This is a genomic window from Streptomyces sp. PA03-1a (assembly GCF_033792805.1).
GTDB lineage: Bacteria > Actinomycetota > Actinomycetes > Streptomycetales > Streptomycetaceae > Actinacidiphila.
In genome coordinates, this window is record NZ_JARAVO010000024.1 from 7,901 (window position 1) to 33,572 (window position 25,672).

Annotated in this window: 27 protein-coding genes and 1 CRISPR repeat array; of the genes, 3 read left to right on the forward strand and 24 right to left on the reverse strand. The window is 71.5% G+C overall.

Features of this window, described 5'->3' with window-relative positions; translation table 11 throughout:
* Positions 1 to 9: 9 nt before the first annotated feature.
* Positions 10 to 830: a CRISPR direct-repeat array (repeat unit 29 nt; unit sequence GGGACCATCCCCGCGGGCGCGGGGAGCAG).
* A 101-nt stretch (positions 831 to 931) separates the two neighbouring features.
* Together PV341_RS07665 and PV341_RS07670 are read right to left on the reverse strand one after the other, a co-directional pair.
* Complete coding sequence (locus tag PV341_RS07665) at positions 932 to 1,762, reverse strand: GNAT family N-acetyltransferase (protein ID WP_500357107.1); 831 nt, start codon at positions 1,760 to 1,762, stop codon at positions 932 to 934.
* A gap of 129 nt (positions 1,763 to 1,891) precedes the next feature.
* Positions 1,892 to 2,707, reverse strand: a complete 816-nt coding sequence (locus PV341_RS07670) for a protein kinase family protein (RefSeq protein ID WP_500357108.1) — start codon at positions 2,705 to 2,707, stop codon at positions 1,892 to 1,894.
* 155 nt (positions 2,708 to 2,862) lie between these two features.
* Between PV341_RS07670 and PV341_RS07675 the strand changes: the two genes are divergently transcribed.
* Positions 2,863 to 4,092: an MFS transporter gene (locus tag PV341_RS07675; protein ID WP_500357110.1), complete on the forward strand. Its 1,230-nt coding sequence runs from the start codon at positions 2,863 to 2,865 to the stop codon at positions 4,090 to 4,092.
* 117 nt (positions 4,093 to 4,209) lie between these two features.
* Here PV341_RS07675 and PV341_RS07680 read toward each other — a convergent pair whose 3' ends face one another.
* The 5 genes from PV341_RS07680 to PV341_RS07700 all read right to left on the reverse strand — a co-directional run bounded on the left by PV341_RS07680 (position 4,210) and on the right by PV341_RS07700 (position 7,504).
* Positions 4,210 to 4,638: a hypothetical protein gene (locus PV341_RS07680; RefSeq protein ID WP_500329688.1), complete on the reverse strand. Its 429-nt coding sequence runs from the start codon at positions 4,636 to 4,638 to the stop codon at positions 4,210 to 4,212.
* 29 nt (positions 4,639 to 4,667) lie between these two features.
* Complete coding sequence (locus PV341_RS07685) at positions 4,668 to 5,360, reverse strand: phytanoyl-CoA dioxygenase family protein (RefSeq protein ID WP_500357112.1); 693 nt, start codon at positions 5,358 to 5,360, stop codon at positions 4,668 to 4,670.
* On the reverse strand, positions 5,357 to 5,857 hold the full coding sequence (locus PV341_RS07690; RefSeq protein WP_500357114.1) for a hypothetical protein: 501 nt from the start codon (positions 5,855 to 5,857) through the stop codon (positions 5,357 to 5,359). The genes PV341_RS07685 and PV341_RS07690 overlap by 4 nt, the downstream gene beginning before the upstream one ends.
* Entirely contained in the window at positions 5,854 to 6,087 is a 234-nt protein-coding gene (locus tag PV341_RS07695; RefSeq protein ID WP_500357116.1) for a hypothetical protein, read from the reverse strand. The genes PV341_RS07690 and PV341_RS07695 overlap by 4 nt, the downstream gene beginning before the upstream one ends.
* Before the next feature lie 178 nt (positions 6,088 to 6,265).
* Positions 6,266 to 7,504 (reverse strand): helix-turn-helix domain-containing protein, encoded by a 1,239-nt coding sequence (locus tag PV341_RS07700; protein ID WP_500357118.1) that lies wholly within the window; start codon positions 7,502 to 7,504, stop codon positions 6,266 to 6,268.
* Between the two features lie 139 nt (positions 7,505 to 7,643).
* On the opposite strand from PV341_RS07700, the gene PV341_RS07705 reads away from it, so the two are divergent.
* Complete coding sequence (locus PV341_RS07705) at positions 7,644 to 7,817, forward strand: hypothetical protein (RefSeq protein ID WP_500357120.1); 174 nt, start codon at positions 7,644 to 7,646, stop codon at positions 7,815 to 7,817.
* 426 nt (positions 7,818 to 8,243) lie between these two features.
* Here the strand turns inward: PV341_RS07705 and PV341_RS07710 are convergent, their stop codons facing one another.
* The 12 genes from PV341_RS07710 to PV341_RS07765 all read right to left on the reverse strand — a co-directional run bounded on the left by PV341_RS07710 (position 8,244) and on the right by PV341_RS07765 (position 17,142).
* A complete protein-coding gene (locus PV341_RS07710; protein WP_500357122.1) occupies positions 8,244 to 8,705 on the reverse strand; it encodes a hypothetical protein in 462 nt (153 codons plus the stop codon).
* A gap of 669 nt (positions 8,706 to 9,374) precedes the next feature.
* Complete coding sequence (locus PV341_RS07715; RefSeq protein WP_500357123.1) at positions 9,375 to 10,223, reverse strand: GNAT family N-acetyltransferase; 849 nt, start codon at positions 10,221 to 10,223, stop codon at positions 9,375 to 9,377.
* A 231-nt stretch (positions 10,224 to 10,454) separates the two neighbouring features.
* Positions 10,455 to 10,583 (reverse strand): hypothetical protein, encoded by a 129-nt coding sequence (locus tag PV341_RS07720; RefSeq protein ID WP_500357125.1) that lies wholly within the window; start codon positions 10,581 to 10,583, stop codon positions 10,455 to 10,457.
* Positions 10,580 to 10,945 carry a hypothetical protein gene (locus tag PV341_RS07725; RefSeq protein WP_500357126.1) on the reverse strand — a complete coding sequence of 122 codons (366 nt, stop codon included), beginning with the start codon at positions 10,943 to 10,945 and terminating at the stop codon, positions 10,580 to 10,582. Before PV341_RS07725 ends, PV341_RS07720 begins: the two co-directional genes overlap by 4 nt.
* Positions 10,942 to 11,172 carry a holin gene (locus PV341_RS07730; RefSeq protein ID WP_500357127.1) on the reverse strand — a complete coding sequence of 77 codons (231 nt, stop codon included), beginning with the start codon at positions 11,170 to 11,172 and terminating at the stop codon, positions 10,942 to 10,944. Before PV341_RS07730 ends, PV341_RS07725 begins: the two co-directional genes overlap by 4 nt.
* 12 nt (positions 11,173 to 11,184) lie before the next feature.
* Entirely contained in the window at positions 11,185 to 12,120 is a 936-nt protein-coding gene (locus PV341_RS07735; protein WP_500357129.1) for a peptidoglycan-binding protein, read from the reverse strand.
* Complete coding sequence (locus tag PV341_RS07740) at positions 12,120 to 12,395, reverse strand: hypothetical protein (protein ID WP_500357131.1); 276 nt, start codon at positions 12,393 to 12,395, stop codon at positions 12,120 to 12,122. The genes PV341_RS07735 and PV341_RS07740 overlap by 1 nt, the downstream gene beginning before the upstream one ends.
* Before the next feature lie 9 nt (positions 12,396 to 12,404).
* Positions 12,405 to 12,929 carry a hypothetical protein gene (locus PV341_RS07745; protein WP_500357132.1) on the reverse strand — a complete coding sequence of 175 codons (525 nt, stop codon included), beginning with the start codon at positions 12,927 to 12,929 and terminating at the stop codon, positions 12,405 to 12,407.
* Positions 12,930 to 12,996: 67 nt separating this feature from the next.
* A complete protein-coding gene (locus PV341_RS07750; protein ID WP_500357134.1) occupies positions 12,997 to 13,359 on the reverse strand; it encodes a hypothetical protein in 363 nt (120 codons plus the stop codon).
* Positions 13,360 to 13,371: 12 nt separating this feature from the next.
* Positions 13,372 to 15,273, reverse strand: a complete 1,902-nt coding sequence (locus PV341_RS07755) for a hypothetical protein (protein ID WP_500357136.1) — start codon at positions 15,271 to 15,273, stop codon at positions 13,372 to 13,374.
* 124 nt (positions 15,274 to 15,397) lie between these two features.
* A complete protein-coding gene (locus tag PV341_RS07760) occupies positions 15,398 to 16,237 on the reverse strand; it encodes a hypothetical protein (protein ID WP_500357138.1) in 840 nt (279 codons plus the stop codon).
* A 200-nt stretch (positions 16,238 to 16,437) separates the two neighbouring features.
* On the reverse strand, positions 16,438 to 17,142 hold the full coding sequence (locus tag PV341_RS07765) for a glycine-rich domain-containing protein (RefSeq protein ID WP_500357139.1): 705 nt from the start codon (positions 17,140 to 17,142) through the stop codon (positions 16,438 to 16,440).
* 98 nt (positions 17,143 to 17,240) lie between these two features.
* Here PV341_RS07765 and PV341_RS07770 point away from each other — a divergent pair, with 98 nt between their 5' ends.
* Entirely contained in the window at positions 17,241 to 17,483 is a 243-nt protein-coding gene (locus PV341_RS07770; protein ID WP_500357140.1) for a hypothetical protein, read from the forward strand.
* A gap of 2 nt (positions 17,484 to 17,485) precedes the next feature.
* Here PV341_RS07770 and PV341_RS07775 read toward each other — a convergent pair whose 3' ends face one another.
* The 5 genes from PV341_RS07775 to PV341_RS07795 all read right to left on the reverse strand — a co-directional run bounded on the left by PV341_RS07775 (position 17,486) and on the right by PV341_RS07795 (position 25,595).
* Complete coding sequence (locus PV341_RS07775; protein ID WP_500357142.1) at positions 17,486 to 17,749, reverse strand: hypothetical protein; 264 nt, start codon at positions 17,747 to 17,749, stop codon at positions 17,486 to 17,488.
* Between the two features lie 191 nt (positions 17,750 to 17,940).
* Positions 17,941 to 18,807, reverse strand: coding sequence for a hypothetical protein (locus PV341_RS07780; RefSeq protein ID WP_500357144.1), 867 nt, complete (start codon positions 18,805 to 18,807; stop codon positions 17,941 to 17,943).
* A gap of 287 nt (positions 18,808 to 19,094) precedes the next feature.
* Positions 19,095 to 19,397: a hypothetical protein gene (locus PV341_RS07785; RefSeq protein ID WP_500357145.1), complete on the reverse strand. Its 303-nt coding sequence runs from the start codon at positions 19,395 to 19,397 to the stop codon at positions 19,095 to 19,097.
* Positions 19,398 to 19,803: 406 nt separating this feature from the next.
* On the reverse strand, positions 19,804 to 21,126 hold the full coding sequence (locus PV341_RS07790; protein ID WP_500357147.1) for a hypothetical protein: 1,323 nt from the start codon (positions 21,124 to 21,126) through the stop codon (positions 19,804 to 19,806).
* The gene (locus PV341_RS07795) at positions 21,126 to 25,595 is read right to left on the reverse strand and encodes a hypothetical protein (protein ID WP_500357148.1); all 4,470 of its coding nucleotides are present in this window, start codon (positions 25,593 to 25,595) and stop codon (positions 21,126 to 21,128) included. Before PV341_RS07795 ends, PV341_RS07790 begins: the two co-directional genes overlap by 1 nt.
* Positions 25,596 to 25,672: the final 77 nt, after the last annotated feature.

A 25,672-nucleotide genomic window follows, 5' to 3' on the forward strand; every position in this document is an offset into this window, starting at 1 on the left:
GTCCTGGTCGGGACCATCCCCGCGGGCGCGGGGAGCAGAGCATGTCGGCCATGGCCTGCGGGTCCTGGTCGGGACCATCCCCGCGGGCGCGGGGAGCAGAGCATGTCGGCCATGGCCTGCGGGTCCTGGTCGGGACCATCCCCGCGGGCGCGGGGAGCAGTCCATGCGCTGCACGGTGACCTCGGCGATGAGGGGACCATCCCCGCGGGCGCGGGGAGCAGTGCGCCGTGTCGCTGGAGCAGCTCATGCCCGTGGGACCATCCCCGCGGGCGCGGGGAGCAGAACGGTCGCGCCTCCGGTGCCAGCGATCAGCCGGGACCATCCCCGCGGGCGCGGGGAGCAGCCGGACCCCGAAGCCGTCGGCCGAACCTTGTCGGGACCATCCCCGCGGGCGCGGGGAGCAGCCCGGTGACGTACAGGAACACCAGCCGCCGCAGGGACCATCCCCGCGGGCGCGGGGAGCAGGTGCTGCCGATCATCCGGATTCCGCGTGATGAGGGACCATCCCCGCGGGCGCGGGGAGCAGCACCGATGTGAACGTGTGGGCGCTGCCCTCGGGGGACCATCCCCGCGGGCGCGGGGAGCAGCCGACCGGCTCGCGATCAACGGTGACGGCTCGGGACCATCCCCGCGGGCGCGGGGAGCAGGCTGATCGCCGAGCTGGTGATGGTGAACGAGGGGGACCATCCCCGCGGGCGCGGGGAGCAGGTCTGCTCGGGCGTCGGGGTCTGGGCGGGCAGGGGACCATCCCCGCGGGCGCGGGGAGCAGCCAAGAAGGAGTTCGGCGGAATCGCCAAGGAAGGGACCATCCCCGCGGGCGCGGGGAGCAGACTCGGCGACCTGCGGATTTCCCCGCCTGGAGCACAGGAATCTAGCACTTTCAAGGAAAGCGACAAATTGGATGAATGACACCATACTCCAATCATCCGCGCTAGATCGACTTCGAATAGACGATTCCGAGCGACGTTAAGCCCTCGCTGCGGCACAGCCGATCGGATGCGCCACCGACCTCTGTCTGCAGCAGTTGGTATCCGGCACCGTGCTCCTGGCCCCAGTGCATCGCGGCCCGCCACAGGGCGCGGCCGTAGCCACGGCCGCGGTGCTCGGGCAGTACGCCGAAATACTGGGGCATGAGCTGGCGGGCGCCGACGGCGTCCGGCCGGATCTCCATCGGGCCGATGGCGCCCGCCACGCGGCCCTCGTGGACGGCGAAGAGGACCGGGCCCACGGCTCCGGCGAGCATCTGCCGGTGCAGGAACGCGAACCCGTCGGCGGCCATCTGCGCGGCGAAGGCCGTGAAGCCGGCGCGCACCGGACCGGGGCAGTCGTCGAAGGGCAGCACCGTGCCGGGCTCGGGTTCGGGGCTCGGCATGCTGGTGAAGTCCTTGAGCTGCACGCGCGTCCCAGCCCCGTCACAGCCCGCGTGCTCCGGGCCGAGGAAGGCCACCACGCGGGCCTTGGCCGCGTCGTGGCGGGCGCACAACTGGGCGGCCAGCTCCCCGGCCACCATCGGGGAGTCCGGCTCGACGCCGTAGACGTGGACCTTCACGGTGCCCTTGCCGCGCCGCACCAGCGTGGGGACCAGGGTCTCCCCCGGCCGGTGCGCGATGTCCTCGGCGAGCACGGTCTCATCCTTGACGTCCGACCAGCGCACGTCCTTGTCATACCGCAGGAACCGCCTCTGCTGCTCGGCCGCGCGGAGCACGTCCGCGAACAGGTCCTCGGTCAGCACCGAGGGATGGACGGGGCCCAGCGTCGGCACGTACGGCACCGTCAGTACAGGCCGCAGTCATTCCCAGCGGAAGAGCATGGGTCGCACCTTACTTCTCGGGGGCAGGAGGCGCGGGCCCGGCAGCCTCACCGCTGCCGGGCCCGTCCCCATGTCCGGCCATCACACCGTGGCGGCCACGGGTGCGTCGACCAGGGCCGTGCCCAGCAGGATCGCCAGGTCCGCCGCTGACGGACGCCGGTAGTCAGGCTGGGACATCACGTGACTGAGCACGTGCTGGGCGGCAGGCCACGCCGTCGCCGGCCGGACCGGGATCCCGCGGGCGGCGATCGCGTGCCGCAGTCCTGCGGCGTCCAGGGCGCGCGGGTCGACGTCGGCCTCCTCGTAGGAGAGCGGCCACTCGTCGGCGATCGCCCACCACAGGCTCGCCGCCAGTGTGTACACCTCGTCCGTGGACGTGACGACCACGGGCCGGTGACCGCGGTGGACCTTCCACGCCAACTCGGGGGCGAGGAGGTGGGGCAGGCCTCCGCGGAACAGGTTGGACGGGCCGAGGGTGAGCGGGTGCCACGCCCAGGAGCAGTCCAGGAACCGCACGCCGGCGGGGGTGTGCACCATGTGGTCGGGCTGGATGTCGCCGTGCACCCACCCGGCCGCGTGGAGGGCGGCCACCGCCTCGCACACGGCGACCATGGCGTCCCGGGCGGCGGCCAGGTCGGCGGTGCCGTCGCGGACGCCGGCGAGGAGCTGCCTGGTCGACGGGCCCTCGTGCCAGTCCGTGAGCATCCACGCCCCGCCCGGGCTGCGGCCGTGTGCCCGCACCGCGGAGCCGCCGAGGATGCCGGCGACCGCGGTGGTCTCGCGGAGCACGATGACCGTGCCTTCGACGCCGGCGCCGTACTTCACCGCGGCGGTCCGGAGCGGGCCGGTGGCCTTCCACACTGCGCAGGCGCGCCGGTCGGTGACCGGCTCTAGCACGGTTCCGTCGCCGCATGTCGCGTCTGCTGCGATACGCGCCTCAAGGGGGATCGGTGGTGTCGTCATGTCTCTTCCGTCTCGTGAGGTGCCCTAGGGTGGGGAGTCCCGGCACGCCCATCGGCCGGGACTTCGCGCTTTCCTGGGCGGGAGTGATCATGGGGTACGTCCGACTGCTGCGCCGCCGCCGCGTCTTGGCCCTGTGGGGCGCACAGGCGCTGTCGGTGTTCGGTGACCGCCTGTACGCCATGGCGATCATGTGGCTCGCGTGGGAGAAGTCCGGCGCCGCTGCGATGGGCCTGGTCGCGGTCGCCGAATCGGTGCCGTACATCGTGATGGGCACCGTCGGCCGCCGGCTGATGGACCGCTTCGCGTCGCTGCGGGCCCTCGCCGCGGTAGACGCCTCCCGGATCGTGCTCGTCGCCCTGCTGCCCGTCGCCTGGGGCGTGTTCGGCCTGCCGGGCATGCTCGTCCTGGCCGTCGCCGTCGGCGCCGCGGGGGCGCTGTTCGATCCCAACCTCGGGGCGCTCGTCCCCGACCTGGTCCGCCCCAGCGAAGTGCAGGCGGTGTACGGGCTGATGGACCTCACCGGCCGCGTCGCCCGCATCGCCGGACCCGGCACAGCCGGCGTCCTCCTCGCGGTGATGCCGCAGAGCGCGCTGTTCTGGCTGGACGCCGCGACGTTCGCCGTCTCCGCCGCGGTGCTCGCCCGCCTCGGCCGGGGCGCCCACAGGACGGCCCCGACCGGGAAGCGCCCGGCCGCGCCCGAGACGCTCGGGGTGCGCGTCCTGGTGAAGTCGCACCCGGCGACCGGCGCAGCGATCGGCGTGCACGGCGCGGCGATCTTCGCCCAGGCCGTCGCCCTGGCGCTGCCCGCACTGCTCGCGACGATGGGCGCGGGGGCCGGGGCGTACGGGCTGATCCTGGCGACGACCGGCGCCGGCGCCCTGGTCGGGAACCTCGTCGCCGGGCACGTCCGGCTCCCGGCCCGGCTCCCTGCCGCGTACTGCGCGGTGTGGGCAGCCGCCGGGCTGCTCCTCGCCCTCAACGGCCTCGCCTCGAACCTGCCGGTGCTGCTGGCCGTCGCCGCCGCGTCGGGGTTCGTGGCCCCGTTCTGCGGCGTCACCCTGCAAACGCACCTCGCGGGGTTCCCGGCCGGCCCGCGGCGCCGCCTGATGTCGCTGGACCTCACGGTGATCCGCACCGCCGGGACAGCGTCGATGCTGGTCGTCCCCGCGGTCGCGGCGGGCTCCCCCGCGGCCGGGTTCCTCGCCGGCGGCCTGGGCACCGTGGCCGTCGCCGGCGTCGGCGCGGCAGCCGCGTGGTGGTGGACGCGCGACGAGGGCCTGCGCGTGCCGCAGCCCGAGCGCGAGATGTCGCAGGGCTGACGCCCCCTCATCCGGTTCCTCCCCTCCACAATGCGGAAGGCCGGGCCCGCACCTCCTCCCCCCAAGGGAGGCCGCGGCGGACCCGGCCGCTCACCCCTGCGTCAGCCCGTCAGCCGCTCAGGCGACGAGGCTCCAGTGGGTGACCTCGATGTCGTCCAGCGGGATCCCGAGCCCCTGGTAGATCCGCTGGTGCATCGCGCCGAACCACGCCTCTCGGCGGTCCTCGAAGAACTCCGCGTCGTACCAGGCGACGCCGAGGATCACGGTGCCGCCGCCGTTGGGGTTGTCCTGCTCGGCCTCGAAGTACGTGGACTGCCAGTCCCAGAGCATCAGCTCCTCCGGGCGCTCCCGCAGCCGCTTGTCGGACTCGGCCAGAGCCTCGATGCACCGGCGGGCCGTGACCTCGTCCGGGCAGTAGTAGGTGCACTCGCTGCGGAACAGCGGCTTCTTCCCGGCGCGACGCTCGACGTCGTTGTCCTCGCCGGTCAGCACGCGGACCCGGGTGGGCGCGTTCTGGTCCAGGAACTGTTGGGTGATCGTGGACAAGGTGGTGCTCCTTCCTTCGGTGGGGGGGGTTACCAGCCCGTGCCGCAGATCGGGGCCAGGCTGGGGCTTGATCCGTCGCGCATGTGGCAGCCGCCGGGCGCGACGTAGCGAATGTTCAGGCCGACGCGGGCGCCGGTCCCGGTGTTGGAGTGCGAGCAGTGCAGCAGCCGGGTGTCCATCAGGACCCCGCTCCCGGCCCGTACCGGCACGGTGACCTGGGTCACGGACTCGTCGACCTGGACGCCCAGGGCGCGCCCGCGCCGGGCGCCGCTGGCCGCCTCGGTCTCGTACGGCAGGTATCCGGCGCGCTGGGACTCGGGCACGACGTGCAGGCAGCCGGTTGCCTCGTCGGCGTCGGTCAGCGCGACCCACGCGGCCACTGACCGGTAGGGGTCCAGCTCCAGCCGGTTGTTGATGCCGTCCTGGTGCCACGGCACCTCGAAGTCCCGGCCGGGCCACTTGATGACGAGGAACGTGTTCTCGACTGCGACGTCAGGGCCGATGACCCCTTGGACGGCGGCCACCAGCCGCGGGGCGCTGACGATGGCCTGCGCCCACTCCTCAGTCAGGTGCGGGTTCCGCCCGATCTCGTGGGCCTCGGCCCGGTGCGCGGCGACGAGCTCGGCCGCACGGGCGCGGGCAGCGGCCGGCGTGGTCCACCCGTGGATGTGGCGGTATCCGGCGGCGGACACCAGCCCGGAGGCGTAGGCGGTCGTGGTCACCGGGCCGCCTCCGCCCGCATGGCGCGTCCGCACTTCACCAGGAGCGCCACCTCGCCGGGCACGCACAGGTCGCCCGGGGAGTCCATCGGTACCGCCCAGCGGGAGCGGCCCGGACGGTGCTCGGTGCACTCAGGGCTCGGCACGCCCAGGCATGAGGCGCGGCCCAGGCACAGGGTGTCGGCGACGTTCCACCGCCGGGAAGTGCTGGCAGGCACCAGCGCGTAGTACCGCTGACTGACCGGGTCGACGATGACCGGGCCGCCGCCGAGGACGTCCCGCAGGAAGGAGCTGACGGCGTGCGGGTCGCAGGTCTCGGCGGCGGCGTGCACGAGGTCGGCCGGGATGCGGACGGCGGAGAACAGCGTCCCGCACTCCAGGAGGGTGAACCCGCGCTCTGCCCACTCCTCGCGGGCCTGCTGCGGGTTGAGGGCGGCAGCCTGGAGCCAGTGCCCTACCGCGGTCCGCCGGTCCTGTCCGGTGACGACGCCGCCGGTCACCGTACGACCTCCGGCCCCCGGAACACGGCCTCAGCGGACGCGGCCAGTGCAGCGCGGAGCGTGCTCAGCAGTCCCTCGCCCTCGACGCGCGACAGCACGAGGTCCACGTCGCCCTGGTGCTCGTCGACCGAGAACAGCGACAGCGGGACGCGGATCTCGCCGGTGCCCGGGTCGCTGACCGGGTCGGCTGCTCGCCGCGGCGAGGCGTGCCAGGTGGCAGGGCGAAGCACAGGGACCCCCGAGGTGTAGACGCTACGTACCGGGAGCGTCACCGTATGAGGTCGCCAAGGGGGCAAGGGGGACAGACTGTCCCACGTACACAGGGGGTCCCCCTTGCTGACGGGTCGTCGGGTCGGGGGCAGCACTGTGCCCCCGGACGTCGTCCAGGGGCACGGGTGTTGCTGGTGGTCAGGCGGTGTTGATTCCGACCGCTTCCGCGAGGCGGCCGGCCTCGGGCCGCAGGGCGCGAGGGGCCTTGCGCCACAAGTCGGCCGCGACGACGCGGGCTGACGGGGTGTACGCGACGGTCTCGGCGCCGATGGAGTGGGCCAGCTTCATGACGTGGAGGGCGGCCGTGCGGTCGCCGCGCTGGAGGTGGCCGCGGGCGACCTCCACCCACAGCCGGGCCCGGCGCTCCCGCGACGGCATCACGTCGGGGTCGATGTCGTCCGCCAGACCCAACGCCTTCTGTGCCTTGCGCAGGTCGGTCGCCACTGAGACCTCGTGGAAGTCCACGTTCGCGCGGCCGAACACGGTCGACGGGTGGACGTACGCGGCCGGGAGGGACTTGGCGACCTGGTTCCCCTTGTCCCAGTACCGCCAGGCGTCGCCCTCGTTGCCCTCGCGGGCGTGGGTGACGGCGGCGTGGAGCTGGAGCGCGCCGTAGATGCCGCGCCAGTCCTCCGGGGCGGTCTCCAGGTGGGGGCGGATCAGGTCCGCCGCCTCGATGACCACGCGCAACGCCTCCTCGGCGTAGCTGGTCTCGCGCAGGATGTTGCCCAGGTTCCAGGCGGCTGCCGCTATGGCGGCGGGCTGGTCGGCCTCCTGTGCCGCGGCCATGGCCCGGTCCGCAACGACCCACGCAAGTTCGGACGGCGCGATGTACGCGGTGGCCTGGCCGGTGAGGCGGTAGGTGTCGGACAGGGCGACGAGGGCGGTCCTGCGGTCAGTGCCGTCCAGAGCCCGGACGGCGGCCTCGGCGTCGCGGATGAGGTCGGGCAACAGCGCCCCCACCTCGGTGCGGTTGTGGTCCGACGAGTGCCACAGCCGCCACGTCTGGTCGACCCGACCTTGCAGCGCGCCCGTGTCCAGGGGTGCCAGTCCGCCGGCGGGGGCCGGGGTCAGGGAGCGGTTCATGACCGCGCCCCAGATCCCGGGGAGCCCGGGGTGGTTGAGCCTGCCGAGGGGTACGGGCTGGACGACGTCGGCGCCGCCGCCGGTGATGGCGGACAGGTCCGTGACCTGGAGCGCGGCGGCCAGGCGCATCAGCAGCGTGTGGGACCTCAGCTCACGCTCGCCGGATTCGATCTTCTTCAGCCAGTCCGGGCCGCGTCCGCACAAGCCGGCCAGGACGGGGCGAGACAGGCCGCGGGACTCCCGCAACAGCCGGATGCGCTCGCCCACGCTCAGCTCGTCGGAGATGTCCACGGGCGCCCCCTTTGGTCGGCGTTGGCTCCTCCCGCCAGCGTACGGCCACGGGGCCCACCTCATAAGAGGGACAGTTTGGGGCTGTTGACGGGTCGGCGGGATTGAGGGTGGCGTCAGTGCCGCCCCGTATGGTGGCGGTATGTCCACCCCCCTTCGCCCTGGTCCTTCGTCACGCCTGCGCGCGGTCGACGTGAACGAGCTGATTCGGCGCCTGATGGACGAGCCCGCCGGCGAGCGGCGGACCCTGGAGTACCAGCGGCTGTTGGGGCAGTGGGCCGAGGTGACGCGGGCTCAGGTGGTGAAGGCTGCGTGACCGTTCGGCCTTCGGAACTCAGCCGGGCCCGCGGGTCGGATTTGCGAATGTTGGGGTGATCCGTACGCCCCGCCCGGGGTTCCACGTCGGGCGGGGCGGCGCCGGGCCCGAGAAGCCTGGGATTCGGACAAAGCGGCACCTTACCGGGCGAAGCACGTCCCGGTGAGGGCGAGAAATGCGGGCTCCTGTGCGGCGACCTGCGGTGGAGTGCTGAGCAGCCGGGCAAAGTTCGCCCTGGTGGCGAACAGGGAGCGCACGGTCGGCACTGAGACGCGGGCGGCGGATGGGTGGCACACTCGAAGGCGAGGCCCTGCCGTTACCCCCGTGCGGCGGGGCCTCTCTCCCACAACGGCGCATGATGCCCCCGACTCACTCCACAAGGGGATCCATGCCGCAACACCACGGCCGCACTCCTGCTGCTCGCCGTCAGCCCGGTGAGAGCTGAATCACCGAACTATAACTGGCAGGCTGCGTGCCGGTCTCTTTGTTCCTCACGAAGCACCTGGCGTAGACCTCCTCACCTCCTAGCTCGGTATCTAGCTTGTCACTTGCGATATTCGTAAACGATATCGTGAAGCCTGCGTTTCGAGGGGCAATGTTGTGATGAGTGCCTCGCGTGACGAGATCGTCGTCACTGTCGTCCTCTTCCCAAATGTCGCACCAATCTTCGAACGAGAAACCGTTCGCGCTACTACTGTCGAACGCGGTGAAGGTCACGTCGAGGTCGACCTTCATATCCCATAGGTCGCCGCTATGGTGCTCCCGAACCCCGTAAAGTGTGGCGCCGCTGACTCCCAGCGTTGGGGCGAGGCGGGGGGTATCCCCGGCAGGCCCCATCGTGCTTGCGGATGCAGCGGGCACGCTTCCCGTGAGTGCGAGTGCTGCCACCGCGGATACGATTGCCCGGCGAGCTCGCATGATGACCTCCAGAGGGGTAATCTTCCTCGATCCCAACTTTCAAGACCGGAAGATTTCCCAAATTGGTGAAGGCGTCAATCCGCTATTGACGCCAGAGTTTCCCTGCACCGCACCTGCGACCGGCAGTAGTTGAAGTGTCATCGATGCCAGATGCGGCCGACTGCGTCAGAAAGTTGATGCGTACACCTGATGGTTCGCGCGGCAACATAAGTGTCGCGTTCCGCAATGTTGCGGCCAATCTCAGATTACGCTCAGCCTTGACAGGCAGCAAACAAACATTGCCCGCCCAATACTGGGCGCTGTGCACGCTTGAAGCGAACCCTCACTAACTTTCCCCACTGCGGCCGGCATTGTCGTTCACGCCCGCTACCGATGCAGGTCGCCTCATGAGGTTTTCCGGAGCGATCGGCGGACGTTAGGGCCCCAGATGATGACATAGGTCGTCAAATCGCCCGTGTGCACCGTTGGTTGTCCCAGATCACCGGGCTGTCCGGTCTCAGTGGGCGCAGGCTGTATGACGGTGCAGTCTGCGCACACGGACTGATCACCCGTCCTGCACGATGCCACCGCCCGGCACGGAGTGGGCCAGGCGCACCCGGAGCGCCCGCCCCGACGGCGGAGGCGGGCGCTCTGCGCGGATCAGGCGAAGTCGACCGCTGTGAAGTCAGTCACCGGGACGTACCCGATCCGTTGATAGACGCCGTTGCTGGTGGGGTTGGCCAGGTCCGTGAAGAGCACGACCTCCGCGGCGCCGGCGGCCTGCGCGGCTCGGCTCACCTCGGCTGTCACCGCACCCGCGTATCCGCGGCCGCGCAGGTGATCCGGGGTGTAGACGGGGCCCACTCGCATCTGGCCCGCCACCATCGGTGTCACACCCGCCATTGATACCGGGGTGCCGTCCGGGAGCTCCCAGAACATGAAGCGCCTGCCGCTGCCACCCTTCCCGGCGGAGGGGCCAGCGGGAGCCTCGCCGATAGCGGCGGCGAAGTCGTCGTTCCAGCGGGCGAGCTGCTCCCGGTCCTCTTCGCCGGCGACCCGGCCACTGCCCTCCGGGAACGGCGTGGGTGGGGTGAGAGTGCCGAGGCGGTATAGACGTCGCCGGTCGCGCACCGTCGAGGCTGCACCGGTGCGCCGCCCCCAGGCCTCCGCGAAAGCGGCGGCGGTGTCGTCGACCGCGGTGACGCCGGGGACCGGGCGGCCGAGGCCGGAGAGCCGGGCGGCGAGCAGCTCCGCATGCTCGGGACTGAGCGGGGTCACGTTGAGACGGCGGGGCGGGGTGCGAAAGAGGGCCGCGCGCACCTCGCCCCCGTACTCCAAGAGGCCGAAGAGGGGCGCCTCCCCGCCGGACGGTCCCGGCCCGCGTGCGCGCAGGGCCTCCGTCACCGTCAGCACCAGCGTGTGGAGGGCAGGACGCGAGTACAGGAAGTCCCGGGCCCCGGTGAGGAAGTCGTCGACGTCCTCGGTGAGATGCCAGTCATCCACCCGCACGGACCATCCTCACGCTGACTCCGGGGACCCCAGTGGCTCCGCCGTGGAGGGGGAGAAACGGCGGAGCCGCGTCCAGTGTGTGGTGAGCTGTAACGGGCGTGGGCGTGAATCGGTGAAAATCAACCCCCGTCAGTGGTGCGGGTGGCGGCGGCAGATGCGAGAGAACGCCCGCCCCGGAGTCATGGGGCGGGCGTTCGGCCCTGGGGTCCCGCGCGCTCGCGGGGCCGGGTATCACCTGCGGTCCTGCTCGGCGCGGACGCGGACGATCTCCACCACGGCCCGGATACCGGCCAGGGCGACGACTGTGCCGCCGGTGACAGCACCGAGGATGACCAGGGTCAAGGTCGTGTTGCTGCTCACCCCTCATCACCTCCTGCCTGGTCGTGGTCGCAGTCCGGGCACATCAGGCGCAGGCGGCGGTTCGCCTGGTCGACCGCGTCCCGCAACGAGCCGCCGTCGTTGGGGAACACCTCGTGATAGACCGCGCCGAGCCGTTCCTCCATGCCGCCCATGCGCTCCATCAGGCCCGGCCGCGCCGGCACTCCGGGCCGGGCCTCCTCGCCGAAGTAGTCGTCAATGAACTGGGTCACCCTCCGGAAGAACCGGACGACGGCCGCGGTGCCGCGCCACAGGCCGGTGACGATCGCCCCGAGAGCGACGAGGGCACCGCCCCACACGAGGACGGCGTCCAGGGCCGGGATGCCAGTCGCGTCGGGGATCACCGGTGTGGCCCGAGGCGGGGCGTGTGCCGGGCCTTCCAGCCGACCGCGAAGGTGATGAGCGTCGGGACGAGGGCGAGGACGAACGGCGACAGCCGGTCGGGCAGCGGGTCCAGGAGGCGGGCCTGGTCCTGGACCGCGGCCAGCACGCCGAGGAGGCCGGTCGACGCCAGGTAGGCGCCGGCACTGGCCGCGGTCACCTTCGTCTCGATACGGGCGTGACGGGGCATGGGCAGGGCCTTTCAGGAGTGGAGGAGCTTCCAGGTCAGCGGACCGGGGTAGCCGTCGGGGTCGCTGCGGAGCTCCGCCTCGCTGCGCTGGAAATCCGCGACGTTGAGCCGGGTGTACTCGGTGAACAGCGGCCCCTTCTGGTAGCCGTTGCCGTCGTGGTGCTTGGTCCACCCCTTGGCGATGAGGCAGGCGTCCAACTCCACGACCGCGGGGTGCCGGGCGCCGATGTGGAACGCGGCCGCTCCGGGGAACGGCGGGACCTCGAGGACCGCCGTGCTCGGCGGCAGGCGGAGGATCTGCCGGGGGTGGATCGTGTAGGGCGGGCGCAGGCCGTTGACCGTGGCGAGGTCCTGCCACCGGACGTCGAGCCGGCGGGCGATCGCGGACAGCGTGTCCAGTTCCCGCACGGTGTAGGAGTTCGCCGGCGGCGCCGGGATGACCGCGCCCTCGGGGCGGGGCGCGCCGCGCTTCACCCACGCGTACAGGGCGTCCCCGGGGCACTCCGTGGGATAGCCGTCCTTGTGGCCGCCCACCCACGTGCCGGCGTCGCCGCTGCGGCGCAGCCACTCGATCGCGTCCACCAGCCCGGTCAGCATGGCGTCCGTGGGCACGGTCATGCCCTTGCTGCCCAGGAGCGCGCACACGGCGTAGTCCTGGCCGTTGAGCGTCGCGTTGCCGTTGGCGCCGGGCCGCTTGTGCGTGCCGCGCCCCTCGAACACCGTCCCGTGCTCGCACACCAGGGCCGTGTAGGCGATGTCGACGTAGTTCTCTTTGACGTTGGCCAGGTGCTCCGCGCGAACGGCGCGCACCATGTCGTCGCACAGGCTGTGCGTGCGGCTGGTGTACGGCGCCCCGAGCCAGTGGATCTTCACGCCGCGGGTGCCGGCGAGGTAGTCGGCCGGCGACGTCGCCGGCGCGCCCCATGCTTCACGCTCTACGAACTGCATCACACACGCTCTGGCCAGTGCCAGGTGCCGCCCGTGGGCGGCTGCTCGTCGACCGCCAGGTGGCGGCAGCCGCCGGCGGACAGGGGGTGGAAGAAGGTCCCCGTCGGGTTGTGGACGGCCAGGCCGACGCGGTCCGGGACGGCGTCGTCGACCTCGGTGACGGTCGCGGCCCGGCAGGTGGGCGGGAACGCGCGGGTGCCGTCCTCGCGGATCGGCGTTCCGTGGCTGACGTAGTGGACGACTCGGCCGACTGACGGCCGCTGCGTTTCAGACATGGGTTTACCTCAGGCGGCTTCGTGAATAACGAGTTTGAATTCCGCGATATTCAACAGGCGGGGATTGGCGTCGTTATGCGTGACGCGAACAGCGAGAGGCGTATCCGGCGACACAAAGATTCCGTGCGACTTGGTGAAAAAGTTCTGCCCAATGGACGGGGCACGGTGATCTGTTGCCGTGGTGTCATTCGGCGTCGGCGAGCCGAGGCTGAGCGGATCGCGCACGTACTGATCGCGGAGTTCGCTGTACCCGCCGGTGGCGCTCGCCGCCTCCCACTGGAGGAGGGCGTACAGGTGGCCCCATCCGGATTTGGACGGCCAGATGAGGCCGGACCTGTCGTCCGTGGCGTAGTCGGTGACCACGTAGCCGTCAGGCTGCACGGCCTGGTGCATGCCGAACCGGTCGGACGGCTCGGCGGCCCCGAACGGGAAGCGGACGATGCGGTACGTGGTCCCCGGCGGGATGAGCTGCGGGGTGTCCACCTTGAGAGAGCAGACCTGCACGCCTTGCGTGGACTGCGCGCGCGTGGCCAAGGGTCCTCCAACGCGGAGAGATCTTGGCCCGGCCCACAACCAGCGGCCCCCGCAGTGTAGCCGCCGGCTACTTCTTGCCCTTGGCCGTCGCCGCTGGGGCGACCGCCTCCTCCTCCAGCTCCGGCCCCGTGTAGCCGGACATCCGGCGGGCGGTGGCCTCCGGGACGCCGGCCGCGCGCAGCGCCTCGTAGTCCTCGCGGGTGCGCTGCTCGTCCTCGGCCTGGAGCTGCGCGAGGTGCGCCTCGTTCGCCGCCCGCAGGGCCTCGAACACCTCGTTGTATTCGGCCTCGTCGACCAGGCGGCCGGGCTTGGTGAGGACGGGCTCCTCCCCGGTGGTCGACTGCACGCGGCCGGCTGACCCGTCCTCGTACAGGATCCAGTAGGTGACCCGCTCGGCCTCGGGCTCGTCTGTGGGAATGGGGAACGTCATTGCTCTCTCCCGTTAGTGGCTGATCATCAGGCCGCGAAGAAAAACCTGAATGCGGTTGTAGGTGGCGCCTCCTGAGCCCCGGCCGAGGGTGACGGGGAAATTGACGGTGGCGCTTCCGCCCGGCGGGACATTCGTGGTGTGCAGGAAAACCTTCGTGGTCTGCACGTGGGCATCGTTGATCTGCGTCGTCCCGGTGTTCCGGGTGTAGTACATCTCGTCCGTGTCCTGGCCGTACGCGGCGCCCGCGGTGGCCGGGAGGTTGAAGTCGACGTCCAACTCCCGCTCGACCATGAGGAGCGCGGGCCGGCAGGTGTCGGGGTTCGTGAAGGTCGTCGAGAACGTGTCGACCACGTTGTCGAACCCGGCCGGGACGGCGAGGTCCGCATAGTTCCGCTGCTCGGTGAAGGAGAAGAACGAGACCTGCGCGCGGGGCTCGCCGCGCAAGACGCCGTTGCTGTCACAGGCGACGACGCCGCCGAGGGTGTCGACGCTGCACGGGTACGGCCAGGCTGCGGTGGCGGCCGCCAGGGGGTCGCCGGCGGAGCCGTCGCCGGTGAGGCCGCACGCGGTCTGGACGGTGGGCTCCGGGGCCGGCGGGGCGTACAGGCCGCCGTCCCCGCCCAGGGTCAAGGTGTTGCCCGCGTCCGCCGACAGGTCCGCGGTGATCACCCCGGTCGCGGGGTCGTAGGCGACGCCGTCCTCACCGGAGAAGCAGCCGCGGACATCGGCGCACTCCACATAGACCCCGTCCGGGCCCACGTGCAGCAGGTTCGCCCCACCACCAGGCGGCGCCGGGTCCGCGATGACCACGGCGCCCACCTGGTAGGGGTCGCCGGCGGTGCCGGTGCCGGACACGGTGACGTCGACCGACGAGGAGTCGGCGGCCTCGACGATCGTTCCACCGCCTCCGCCGCCCGTGGGGGCGTAGAGCCCGCCGTCCCCTCCCAGGGTCAAGGAGTTGCCCGCGTCCGCCGACAGGTCCGCGGTGATCACCCCGGTCGCGGGGTCGTAGGCGACGCCGTCCTCACCGGAGAAGCAGCCGCGCACGTCGGCGCACTCCACATAGACCCCGTCCGGGCCCACGTGCAGCAGGTTCGCCCCACCACCAGGCGGCGCGGCGTCCGGGACCACCACGGCGCCGACGAGGTACGGGTCCCCGGCCGCGCCGGTGCCCGACACGGTGACGTCCACGGACGAGGAGTCCGCGGCCTGGACGACCGTCGGGTCCGCGCCGGGTGCGTACAGGCCGCCGTCCCCGCCGAGGGTCAAAGAGTTGCCCGCGTCCGCCGACAGGTCCGCGGTGATCACCCCGGTCGCGGGGTCGTAGGCGACGCCGTCCTCACCGGAGAAGCAGCCGCGCACGTCGGCGCACTCCACATAGACCCCGTCCGGGCCCACGTGCAGCAGGTTCGCCCCACCACCAGGCGGCGCGGCGTCCGGGACCACCACGGCGCCGACGAGGTACGGGTCCCCGGCCGCGCCGGTGCCCGACACGGTGACGTCCACGGACGAGGAGTCCGCGGCCTGGACGACCGTCGGGTCCGCGCCGGGTGCGTACAGGCCGCCGTCCCCGCCCAGGGTCAGGACGTTGCCGGCGTCCCCGGACAGGTCCGCGGTGAACTCCCCCGACAGGGGGTCGTAGGCGACGCCGCCGGTCGCGGTGAGGCACGTACGGACGCCGGCGCACTCGACGAACAGCCCGTCGGGGCCGCTCTGGAGGAGGTTCGTGCCGCCGCCGGGCGGGGCCGCGTCGAGGACCACCGCGGCGCTCATGACGTACGGGTCGGCCATGGTGCCGGTGCCAGACACCGTGGCGTCGACCGAGGGGGTGTCGGCGGCCTGGAGGACGGTCGTGGACGGGCCGGCGGCGACCACGTAGGGGGCTGAGGTGCTGCCGTTACCCGTGACGGTCACGCCCGGGCCGGCGGTGACGGTGCAGGCGCATCGCCTGCTGCTGCAACCGCAGGAAGACATGGGGGGCACTCCCTTTGGGGGGTGTTGCGCCCGGCCCACAACCAGCGGCGATTGGAGTTTACGGCTAGCGGCTGATCATCAGGCCGCGGATGAAGACCTGGATGCGGTTGTAGGTAGCCGATCCGCTGCCCCTGCCAAGGGTCACGGGGAAGTTGACGGCCACGGACGCGCCCGGCGCGACGCTGCTCGTGTGAAGGAACACCTTCGTGGTCTGGGCGTGGGCGTCCGTGATCGCCGAGGTGCCGGAGTTGCGGACGTAGTACACCTCGTCCGTGTCCTGGCCGTACGCGGCACCCGCCCCGGCGGGGAGGTTGAAGTCGACGTCACACTCCCGCTCCACGATGAGCATCGCCGGGCGGCAGGTGTCGGGGTTGGTGAAGTTCGTCGTGAACGTGTCGGCCACGACATCCAACCCGGCGGGCACCGCGAGGTTCGCATAGTCGCGGGACTCGGTGAAGGAGACGAACGTCAGTTGCGCGCGCGGCTCGCACCTGAGATTGCCGTTGGCGTCGCAGGAGACCACGCCGCCGGCGGTCTCGGCCGCGCAGGCGTACGGCCAGGTGAGGGCGTTCACCCGGGCCGGGCTGGCTCCGCTGCCGTTGCCGGTGAGGCCGCAGCCGGTGGTGATGGTGGCCGCGCCAGTCGGCACGTACAGGCCTGCCGGGCCCACCTGGAGGTTGTTGCCGGCGGCCGGTGAGATCAGGGCGGCGATCACGCCGGTGGCGGGGTTGTAGGTGATGCCGTTCCCGGCCGAGATGCAGCCGCGCACGGCGGTGCAGTCGGTGCCGCCATCGGAGCTGATGATGTACGGGTTCGCGACGCTGCCGGAACCGTCGATCGTGACACCGGGGCCGGCGGCGATCGAGCAGTTGCACGCGCCTCCGCCGCAGCCGCAGCGAGCCATAGGGGCCTCCCACATCGGGGGTTGCTCGCCCGGCCCAGAACCAGCAGCACGACGAGTCTAGCGACGGTGTCCGGACACGCCTGGATGTGTCCGGACGCCCTGTCCTTGGCCTGTCCGCGCGGTCACGAGGACACGGCCGTGACCTGCGCGGACATCGTCCGGACACTGTCCTGGACGGGCGTCCGGATCTTGTCCGGACATCAGCCGTGGAGTTCGATGATCACCGCTCCCTTACCGCCGTCCGCTCCGGCCTGTGCGCCCCCGTACGAGAGGGAGCCGCCGGCGCCTCCGCCGTAGCCGCGGGGTGCGGTGCCCACGCCGTCCGATGCGCGGGCGAACCCGCCGTGCCCCATCCTCGACTCGCCGCCGGCGCCGGACAGGCCGTTGGTGCCGGACAGGCGGATGCCGCCTGCGCCTGCGCCGCCGCCGGAGATCAGTTGCCCGGTCCCGCCGAACGGGCCGGCGACACCGCTGACCGCGTCCGCACTGGTGCCCGAACTCTGCGCCGCCGTGCCGCCGTCGCCCCCGGAGGCGATGGCGATGCCGCCGAAGGAGGAGTTCCCGCCCGCGCCGCCCGGGGAGTTGCCCGTGCCCGCCAGGCCGCCCGCCCCGACGACGATGGTCTCCGACGCCCCGAGGGAGCCGACGGCGACCAGGGCCTCCGCGTACCCGCCGCCCGCGCCACCAGGCCTGACGATGCATTGGTTCGCCGCGGCGTTCGCGCCGGCCGAGCCGCCGCCCGCGCCCTGGACCAGCACCCGCACGCGGGCCGCCCACGGGTATGAGGCCTTCGTGAAGGAGTACATTCCGGGCTCGGTGTAGATGAGGACCTGCCGCAACCCCTGCTGGCCGGGGACGAGGCACAACTCCCCGTCCCCGTTGACCACGAAATACTCTTCGCACACGCATACGCTCGCCAAAGCTCACCCCTTGGGAGTGAAGTGAGCCCGGCCCAAAACCAGCAGCACCGAGCAGGGTAGCCCGCCGACACCCAAGGAGCAGCGTGGAAGAGACGAGCGGGCCCCGCGCGCGCTACGTGTGGCGGATCGACGTCCTCGACGGCCCGCCCGGCCCCGGATGGCAGCCATGGGACGAGGGCGAAGACGACATACCGCCGTCATGGGTCGAGGCCGCCGCCGCGGCGTACCTCGCGCACACCGGAGCGCGCGACTACTCCGCCCGGATCCTCGTATGGGCAGGAGAGCAGGGAGCCGACGAGGCCGCGGTCTACCGCGCCAATCGGTAGCCCTAGCCGGTGGCTGGGGTCGCAGTCAGGTGCACGGACAGGCCCGCGTCCGCCGGCAGCTGCTTCGTCCCTCGCCGCTGCCACACGACCACGACCGCGCGCTCCGCGGTGACCTCCTCCAGGGTCACGGTGAGGAGTTGCCCGCCGGGCGCCGCCAGGAGCGCCCCCACCACCGGGGGCGCGTCGAACGGGGCCGGGAACTGCCAGCGTGCCCGGCCGTCGCCCTCGGTCTCCAGGACCGCCGCTGCGGCCCTCGGCGGGGGCAAGGCCGGACCAGACGGCGCGGGTGGGGCGACGGGTCCGGGCGGGGGCTCGCGGTCCGCCGCAGGGACAGGCACGGCCACGCGGGTGCTGAACCTGGTCGTGGACCGTGAGCGCCGGTCCAGCTCACGCACCACCCCGACCAGCGGGCCACCCACGACCACCGCCCGCCGCGCGGGCGTTCCCCTCATCGCCATCAGGCCGCCTCCGCCCCACTCGCCGCTACCTGCACTTGCACGCTCTCCCCGCCAGGCGCGGTCTCGGAGCCGCCGGACTCGGTGACCTTGAGCCCGACAATCTTGAGACGCTGGGCGACGGTCCGGCACGTCGCGGTGCTCGTGACGTCCAGGCACCAGCCGGGCACCAGCGAGCTGACGTCGAGCGCGGTGTCCGGGCTAATCGTGACCTCTTGGGTGTCGACGAACACCGGCACGGTCAGCCCGGATCGCTGGATGGCCTGGGCCGCCGCCGTCGCCGACGCGGTGTCGGTGATGCTGCTCTGGGACACGTACCGCTCGTGCAACCCGTAGTAGTCATCCACGCCGCCGGCCTCGCCGATGACGGTGTCCGTCACCGTGCCGTCCGCCGCGGTCTGCTCCTGACCCGCGACGACGACCCTCGTGACGAGGCCCTTGCCGTCCTCGGAGACCTTGAGCCCGTCGGGGAAGTCCGCGTCCGTGAGGCGCCCGACCCGCTCGCGCCACGTCTCGGGGAGCAGCAGGATCGTGGACCCGATCGCGGTGAAGTCCAGCCCGGCCTCCGCCAGATCCTTGATGTGGTCGAGGGTCTGGCCGACGTTGCGGGTGTACGCGCGGGAGCCGGTGACGCCGGCCGCGGCGACGACCTCCACGTCATGGCCAGGGTCGTCCGGGAAGAAGCCGTCCGCGATGAGCTCCGCGGCGATGGTGTTGAGGTCGGTGTTCTTGAAGCTGAGGTTCTGGTGAACGACCCGGTTGGCCAGCCAAGACAGCACGTCTTCAGCGAAGATCTCGACGCTGTCGACGCCCCAGTCCACGTTGGTGATCGGGCCGTCCCACACGTACCGGTCGTCCCGATAGATCACCAGGCGGTGCCTCCACGAGCGCACGTTGCCCAACGGCCCGCAACAGTCCCCATCCGGATTGATCACCACCCGAGCCGTCGAGGTGTCATCGAGCACCCTGGACCATTCCACCTCGGTCAGCACGGACCCGGTGGCGACGATGCCGCCGCCCCGGTCGACCACTCTCACCTGATGGCTGCCACACCCCACAACGGCCATGGCCGGACCTCCCCACACGGGTAGTCGGCCCGGCCCAAAACCAGCGGCGGCCCCAGGGTAAGCCCCAGGGCCGCCGCCCCGTCCTACCGCTATCCCCAGGCCTCGCCGCGCGCGATCCGCCGTACCGTCTTCTCGCTAACGCCGAACTCCTTGGAAAGGGCGAGGCGATTACCGGGGCGCCACCTGTTGCCCTTGGCGTATCGCTTGCGGATCTCCTCCGCCTGCTCCCGGGTCACTTTCGCTCCCGGCTTCGCGGTACGCCCAGCCTCGCTCATGTCGCGACTGTTGCGCGCCGGACTCCCCAGATAGAGGTGTCGAAGGTTGACGCAGCCCTCTTCTCCGCGGTGGCAGGTATGCAGGACCCACTCGCCGCCCGGGTCGCCGTGCTCCATGATCCACGCTGCCCGCGAGGCTGAGACCTGCTTCCCGTTCAGGTCGGCCTTCGGCCGCACCGTGTACCCACGCAGAATCACGCACTCGTCCGTGACCTTGGCTGATGCCGCCCGGATGTCCGCGAGCAGGGTCCGGGACCGTCGCACTCGCCGTCGGCCGTTGGGGTCGGCTCCGCCGTTCCTTCGCGACCAGACCCCACAGGGTTGGCACCACCTGGCCCAGCCTTTCGGCTGCCGGGGACAAGGGGATCCGTCGCTGAACACGACGACGCACGTAGCATTGCTCATCCGAGCCTCCAACTAGGTTCGGTCAGCCCCGGCCGGGTGTGCCCAGCACCCCCGGGGCAACTTCATTTCGGGGCAATTCTACCCAAAGCAGCAGGTCGGAGCAGGTGTTGAGGATTGCTCAGCGCCCCCGTCCCGACAGGCCGAGCGTCACCATGGCGTTGTCCGCCGGTGGGTTACTGACATCTGTCGAAAGGCAGATCACGTAGGAGGCGCAATCGAAGAGGCGCCAGGTCGGCGGCAGCCCGTCCCGGCCGTAGACGTCCGGCGAGGACTCGCACGTCCCGCCGCACTCCACGGTGGCGCGCCCGACCTGGCCGTCCAGGGTGAGCGCCCCGCCGGCCGGGACGTAGATCACGGAGTACACCGAGTGCGGGGAACACCGGCCGTTGTCTGCCACCTCGTCCGCGGTCAGCCCGACGTCGTTCGGGGACCGCTCGAAGATCTCGATGGTGAGGTTCCGCAGGTCCGCCGACCCGGCCCGCACGGTGATCATGGGGACGTCCGTGGACCAGGCCGGGCGGTCCGTCAGGTCCAGCTCGTAGCACTCCCGCTCGATCGCGACGGGCAGGCAGTAACAGGTCTCGCTCGGCAGGGTCGGCGTCGGCGGCGGTGGGGGCAGGCACCGCGGGTCGGCGCACAGCGCGGTGGGGTCCGGGCACGGCGCGAACCGGCACGGCCCGCCGTTGCAGCCGGGCCCGTCCGGCGGGTGGACGCACCACTCGATGCAGGTCGGGGAGTCATCGCCAGGCGGGGCCACCTCGAGCGTGGGAGTCGTATCCGTCCACAGCCACGGGGTAGCGGCTGTGAACACCCATTCCACGGTGATGATGTCCGCCCCGGACTGGCAGTCACCGGTGGCGCAGCCGGTGCCGGCGCGGGCGACCACGGTCGGGCCCTCGACGAGGGCCACGCGGCGCAGCGTGCGCCGGTGCTCCGCGTTGAACGCCTCCGGGCTCATGTCCTCGCCCGGACAGCAGGAGTAGAGCGTCAGGCAGTCCCCGTCACAGCCGCCGCCGGTGCAGCCTTGCAGCACCTCCGACAGGAATTGCAGGCCGTACTCGACGCCGCAGCAGGTGGAGCCGAGAACGAGGGCGGTGACGGTGATGGTGCGCGGCAGGGCGCGGGCGGGGCCGATGGAGCCGCCGCCGACAATGCCACCGGTCACGGTGCGCCGCACGGGGTGGTCGTCGATCCCGGCGACCTCCAGGATCATGATCCCGGCGAAATCGGCGGACTCCGGGACGTCCGGGTCGTACCAGGGGGCGGCGTCCTCCTCCGGCGTGGAGTAAGGGGCGTCCCCGAAGTGCTCGGCCGTGACGGTCGGGCAGGCGCACGGCCCGGCGGAGGTCAGCGGCGACCCGACGCTGTCCAGGTAGACGCCCAGGCGCGCGTGATTGGCGACTTCCACGCCGCCATAGGCCATGTACCACTCGGCCGTCATCAGCTCACTCCTGCCGCGTACGTGAGGCGGTTCAGGACGCGGTGCGCGGTCGCGTTGGCGTCTCCCACCTCGGTGATGTTGAACGTGTTGTTGAAGACCGCACCGGCCTTGTCCGCCGTGGCCCGGGCCCTGGCCAGCTCCGCTGCGCTGATCTCGGTGGCGGCCTGGCGGCGCCGCTGAGTCTGCGTCAGCGGGATGACGTTGCTCGTGCGGAGGCCGTCCAGGGACGAGCCGACCCGGCCGGGCAACGCCTCGAACTGGCCGCCGACGGCGTCGACCACGGCACGGGCCGCCGACGTCGAAGCCCTCTGCAGCGCGGCGATCTGCCCGACCAGGCCGAGCCGGAGGCCGAGGCCGGTCATCTCGCCGATCTTCCGGAACACCACCGACGGCGACTTGATGCGCAGCGCCGTGCGAATGGCCTTCTGCATGCCCTTGGCGATGTCGAGCATCAGCGCCTCGATCGCCTTGCGCTGTCCCTGGAGGCCAGCGAGGAACCCGGCGCCGGCGTTCTTCCCAGCGTCGAACAGCGCGTCGGCGCCCGTCCGGCCGAGGACATTGGAGGCGTCGACGAGCTGCGCCTGCATCGAGTTGATGCGCTTGAACGTGGCCTTGTCCGCCGTCGACAGGACCTGCGCGAGCTCGGCGCCCTGGTCCGGGCCGAGCCCGATGACCTGCTGCAGCAGGTCCTTGCGGAGCCCCCGCCGGGCGAGCGCGTTGATCTGCGACGTGAAGCTGCGCACCTTCGACAGGGCGCCGTCCAGGCCGGCGACGAGGCTGTCCGCCGTGAGCTTCCCGCCGCCCTGGGTGAGGCTCTGCAGAGAGAACGCCTGGAGTACCGACTGAGTGGTGTCGGTGGCGAACTTGTTGGCGTCGGCGATCTTCTGCACGAGCGCGTCACGCTGCGCGGCCAGGCTCGTCAGCTTCTTGTTGCCGGTCTGCAGCACGGCCACGAGCCGGTCGTCGACCTTGGTGGCCTTGCCCTTGAAGGCGTCCGTGATGGACTTGATCAGCTTGTCCGTCGTGGCCTTGATCTGGTCGGCGGTGCCGGTCAGGCCGACGATGAAGCCCTTCCCGGTGTCCTTGCCGATCGCCGCGAACACCTTCGATGGGCTGGCGATGCCGAGGACCTGCTCCGCCGTGGTGATGGCCGTGCCGACCAGCGCCCGCGTCGCCTCGTCCACGTCGCCGAGCGAGGCACGGAGGCCCGCGACGAGGCCCGCCGCGATCTGGCGGCCGATGTTCTCGAAGTCCTTCGGGGAGCCGCTGCCGCTGAGCGTGGACCCGCTGCTCGCGGCGAGCGTCGCGGCCTGTGCCGGCCCGGCCAGGATGTTCAGCAGCCCGGACTTCGCCGCGAGTTCCCGCGCCCGCTTCGGCTTGGTCAGCGGGATGACGACCTCAGGCCTGTTGCCCTCGCCGAGCATCGCGATCGTCGTCCCCGTGACGATGCCGCCGTTCGCGAGCCCGGGGAGCATGCCCCGGACGGCACTCGGCAGACCCGACCGGATCTTGTCGCGGATCCGGCCGCCGATGTCGCCGATCTTCGCGAGGATCTTCCCGGGGAGCGAGGTGAAGGCGTTCGCGATGTTCGAGACCAGATCACGAGCGCCGCGCAGTGCCGCCGAGCCCGCGTTCCTGAGCTTCTCGACGAGCTTCGAGCCTAGCGTCGACAGGCCGTTGGCCAGTTTGCCCGGCAGCTCCCGGAAGAAGGTCACCACCGACGACCCGAAGGTCCGTGCCTGCGCCAGCGCGGAGGAGCCGGCCGACCGAAAGAACCCGGCGATCCGCCCGGGTAGTGCGGCCAGGAATGACGCGATCTTCCCGGGGAGCTCCGCGAAGAAGGTGACGACGCTGGAGATGAAGCTGCTCACCGCGGAGACGACCGTGGTGAACGCGCTGGTGAAGAAGTTCAGCAGGGTCGAACCGAGCGACGCCAGCGCACTGACGATCTTGCCGGGCAGCTCGGTGAAGATGAAGATCAGCGCGGCGATGCCGGTGAGGATCGCGATGCCCAGGCCGGCCACCGCGTTGATGAAGAAGTTGATCAGCAGGCCCGGCAGCGCGGCGAGCCCGGCGACGATCTTCCCGGGCAGCTCGGTGAAGAACCGCACTACGGCGTTGAAGCCGTTCGAGACGGCCGTGGAGACCGTCGTCCACAGGTTGGAGAAGAACGTCGCGATCTTCTCCGGCAGGCTGGTCAGCGCGTCGAGGATGCCCGAGCCCAGGTCGGTGAAGAACCGGATCGTGCCGGTGATGAACTCTCGCGCCTTCGTCTGGGCGCTCGTCACGGCGCCCACGAGGAGGCTTAGGGCGTCGACCAGCCCTTGCAGCAGAGCGAACGTCGTGTTGGACGACACGAACTGCGCGATGGTCGTGCCGAGCCGGATCAGCGGCGGCAGGATCGGCGCGATCGCGGCCAGCGCCATGATGAAGTTCACCGACAGGTCGGCGATCATGTCGACGAGCTGAGGCAGCATCGGCAGCAGTGGCTCGATGGCCATGACGACGAGGTTGACCAGCTGCGGGATCAGCGGAGTGACCGCCTCCGCCAACGCGATCCAGGCCGGGACCATCTTGTCGGCGATCTGCGGGATCAGTTCCAGGATCGGCGGCAGCAGCCGGGTCAGGGCGTCGCCGAGACTCTTGCCGAGGACGTCCGCAACGGGCCCCAAGGCAGCGCCGAGGGTCGTGAACGCGGCGGCGACCTGCGGCAGTACGGGCAGGAGCGCGGCCACGAGCGCGTCGATGATCGGCGACAGGACCGACGTCAGGATGTCCAGCGCGGGGGCGAGGATCTGCGCTACAACGCTGGCGACCTCGCCGACCAGCGGCAGTAGTGGGGCCAGTGCTGTGACGGCGCGGCCGATGGCCTCGCCGAGTGGCCCCAGGGACGGGCCGAGCGCGCCGAGCCCTTCGGCGAGGGCCTGGCCGACGGTGGCGAGCGCCGGGGCGATCGCGGCCAGCGCGGGCCCGAGCGCGTTGACCAGGTTGACGATGGCGGGGCCGAGGGCGGTGAAGATCGGCGCCAAGGCCGGTGCGATGGCGCCGACCTGCGTCACCACGGCGGCGAGGATCGGGCCGAGCTGGGCGGCGACCGTGGCCAGCGTCGAGAAGATGTTCCCGATCGCCTGCTGACCCTGCGCGGAGTTGACGAACTCGGCAAAGCTGGTGGTGATCTGCTTGAGGTTGTTGAGAAGCCCGCCGCCGGACGCGTTGGCGGCCTGGAAGACGCCGCCGAGGATCTGGCCGACGTTCGAGATGACCGCGCCGAGCTGCTTGAAGACCGTCAGGGCGCCCTCGACCCACGCGACGGCCTGACCGTTGTTCGCGATGCGGGTCAGGAAGTCCCCGAGCTGCTGGCCGAGGCCGCCGATCGCCGTCCCCAGCCGCGCCCCGAACGCGGTGGACACCGACGACGCCACGCTGAGGAGGCCCTGCGCCAGGGGCTGTACCGCGGCAGACAGGCCCTCCACGGCATCGGACGTCCCGGAGAGGACGCCTTGCACGGAGGCGAGGGCCTGCCGCGTCTGCAGGAATCTCAAGCCCTCCGAGGCGGCCTGCCCGAACCCGGTCGCGATGGCCCGAAGCCCGCTCTGCATCGGGAGCAGGTTCTTGACCGCGCCGGAGATGTCGCCGGCGAACTGCTTGAAGAACGCCTCTTGGACGGACTGCTGGACCTTCTTCAGTTCCGGCGCGAACGCTTTGACCGCGAGGACGGCTTTCTGCGCGGACGGCGACAGCTTCTCCAGGGCCTCCTGGAACTTGGCGGCGTCTCCGGCGAACGCCGCCCCGAGGGCGTCCCCGACACCGACAACGGCCAGCCGCAGCGTGCCCAGAGCGGCCTGGAACCCGGCGACGGCGGCAGGGAGCGCGGCGATGATCCCGGCCGCGGGGGCGAGCGCGGCCGTCAGGCCGATCACGCCCTGCGCGGCGCCCGCCGCGGCGATGCCGACGGCACCGAACTGCAGCAGGCTGGTCAGGCCGGAGCCGACGCGCCCGGCGATCCTGCCGAGGCCGGCCATCGCCCGGGAGAACCGGTTGCTGTCGACGTCGGCGTTGACGTCGACCGTGACGTCCGGCGGGTTGTGGGCCCGGATCCGGTCGTCGAAGCCGTCCATGTCCGGCACGACCCGGACGGGGAACTCCTCCCCGGCGAGGACCGCGCGGATCCGCTCGACGAAGCCGGTCAGGTCCGGCGTCACCGGGACGTTGATGGACTCCAAGGAGCGCAGGCCGCGCAGTAGCGCCGCGTCGAACCGGCGAAGGTCTGGCTCCACGCGCACGGTGACCGCAGCGGCGTCCAGGCCGCGCTGGATGTTGCGGCGGATCCGGTCGCCCGTAGTGCGCGTCGCCCGGTCCAGGGCCCGCTGAATCCGCAGACCCAGATCGCGGGCATCGTCAACGGTCTCGCTGTCGTCGAGCGAGATGCTGATCCGGGCGGTCCCGTAGTCGATCTCATCGCCGGGCACCGGGCAACCTCACGGGGTGTGTAGGTTGCCCGGCCCAGAACCAGCGGCATCGGCGGCGCCCCAGGGGCCCGCCGGTG

Coding starts and splice junctions, on each gene's coding strand:
- PV341_RS07675 (WP_500357110.1), top strand. CDS start 2,863: ATGGGGTACGTCCGACTGCTGCGCCGCCGCCGCGTCTTGGCCCTGTGG.
- PV341_RS07705 (WP_500357120.1), top strand. CDS start 7,644: ATGTCCACCCCCCTTCGCCCTGGTCCTTCGTCACGCCTGCGCGCGGTC.
- PV341_RS07730 (WP_500357127.1), bottom strand. CDS start 11,172: ATGCCCCGTCACGCCCGTATCGAGACGAAGGTGACCGCGGCCAGTGCC.
- PV341_RS07735 (WP_500357129.1), bottom strand. CDS start 12,120: ATGCAGTTCGTAGAGCGTGAAGCATGGGGCGCGCCGGCGACGTCGCCG.
- PV341_RS07740 (WP_500357131.1), bottom strand. CDS start 12,395: ATGTCTGAAACGCAGCGGCCGTCAGTCGGCCGAGTCGTCCACTACGTC.
- PV341_RS07750 (WP_500357134.1), bottom strand. CDS start 13,359: ATGACGTTCCCCATTCCCACAGACGAGCCCGAGGCCGAGCGGGTCACC.
- PV341_RS07760 (WP_500357138.1), bottom strand. CDS start 16,237: ATGGCTCGCTGCGGCTGCGGCGGAGGCGCGTGCAACTGCTCGATCGCC.
- PV341_RS07785 (WP_500357145.1), bottom strand. CDS start 19,397: ATGGAGCACGGCGACCCGGGCGGCGAGTGGGTCCTGCATACCTGCCAC.
- PV341_RS07790 (WP_500357147.1), bottom strand. CDS start 21,126: ATGACGGCCGAGTGGTACATGGCCTATGGCGGCGTGGAAGTCGCCAAT.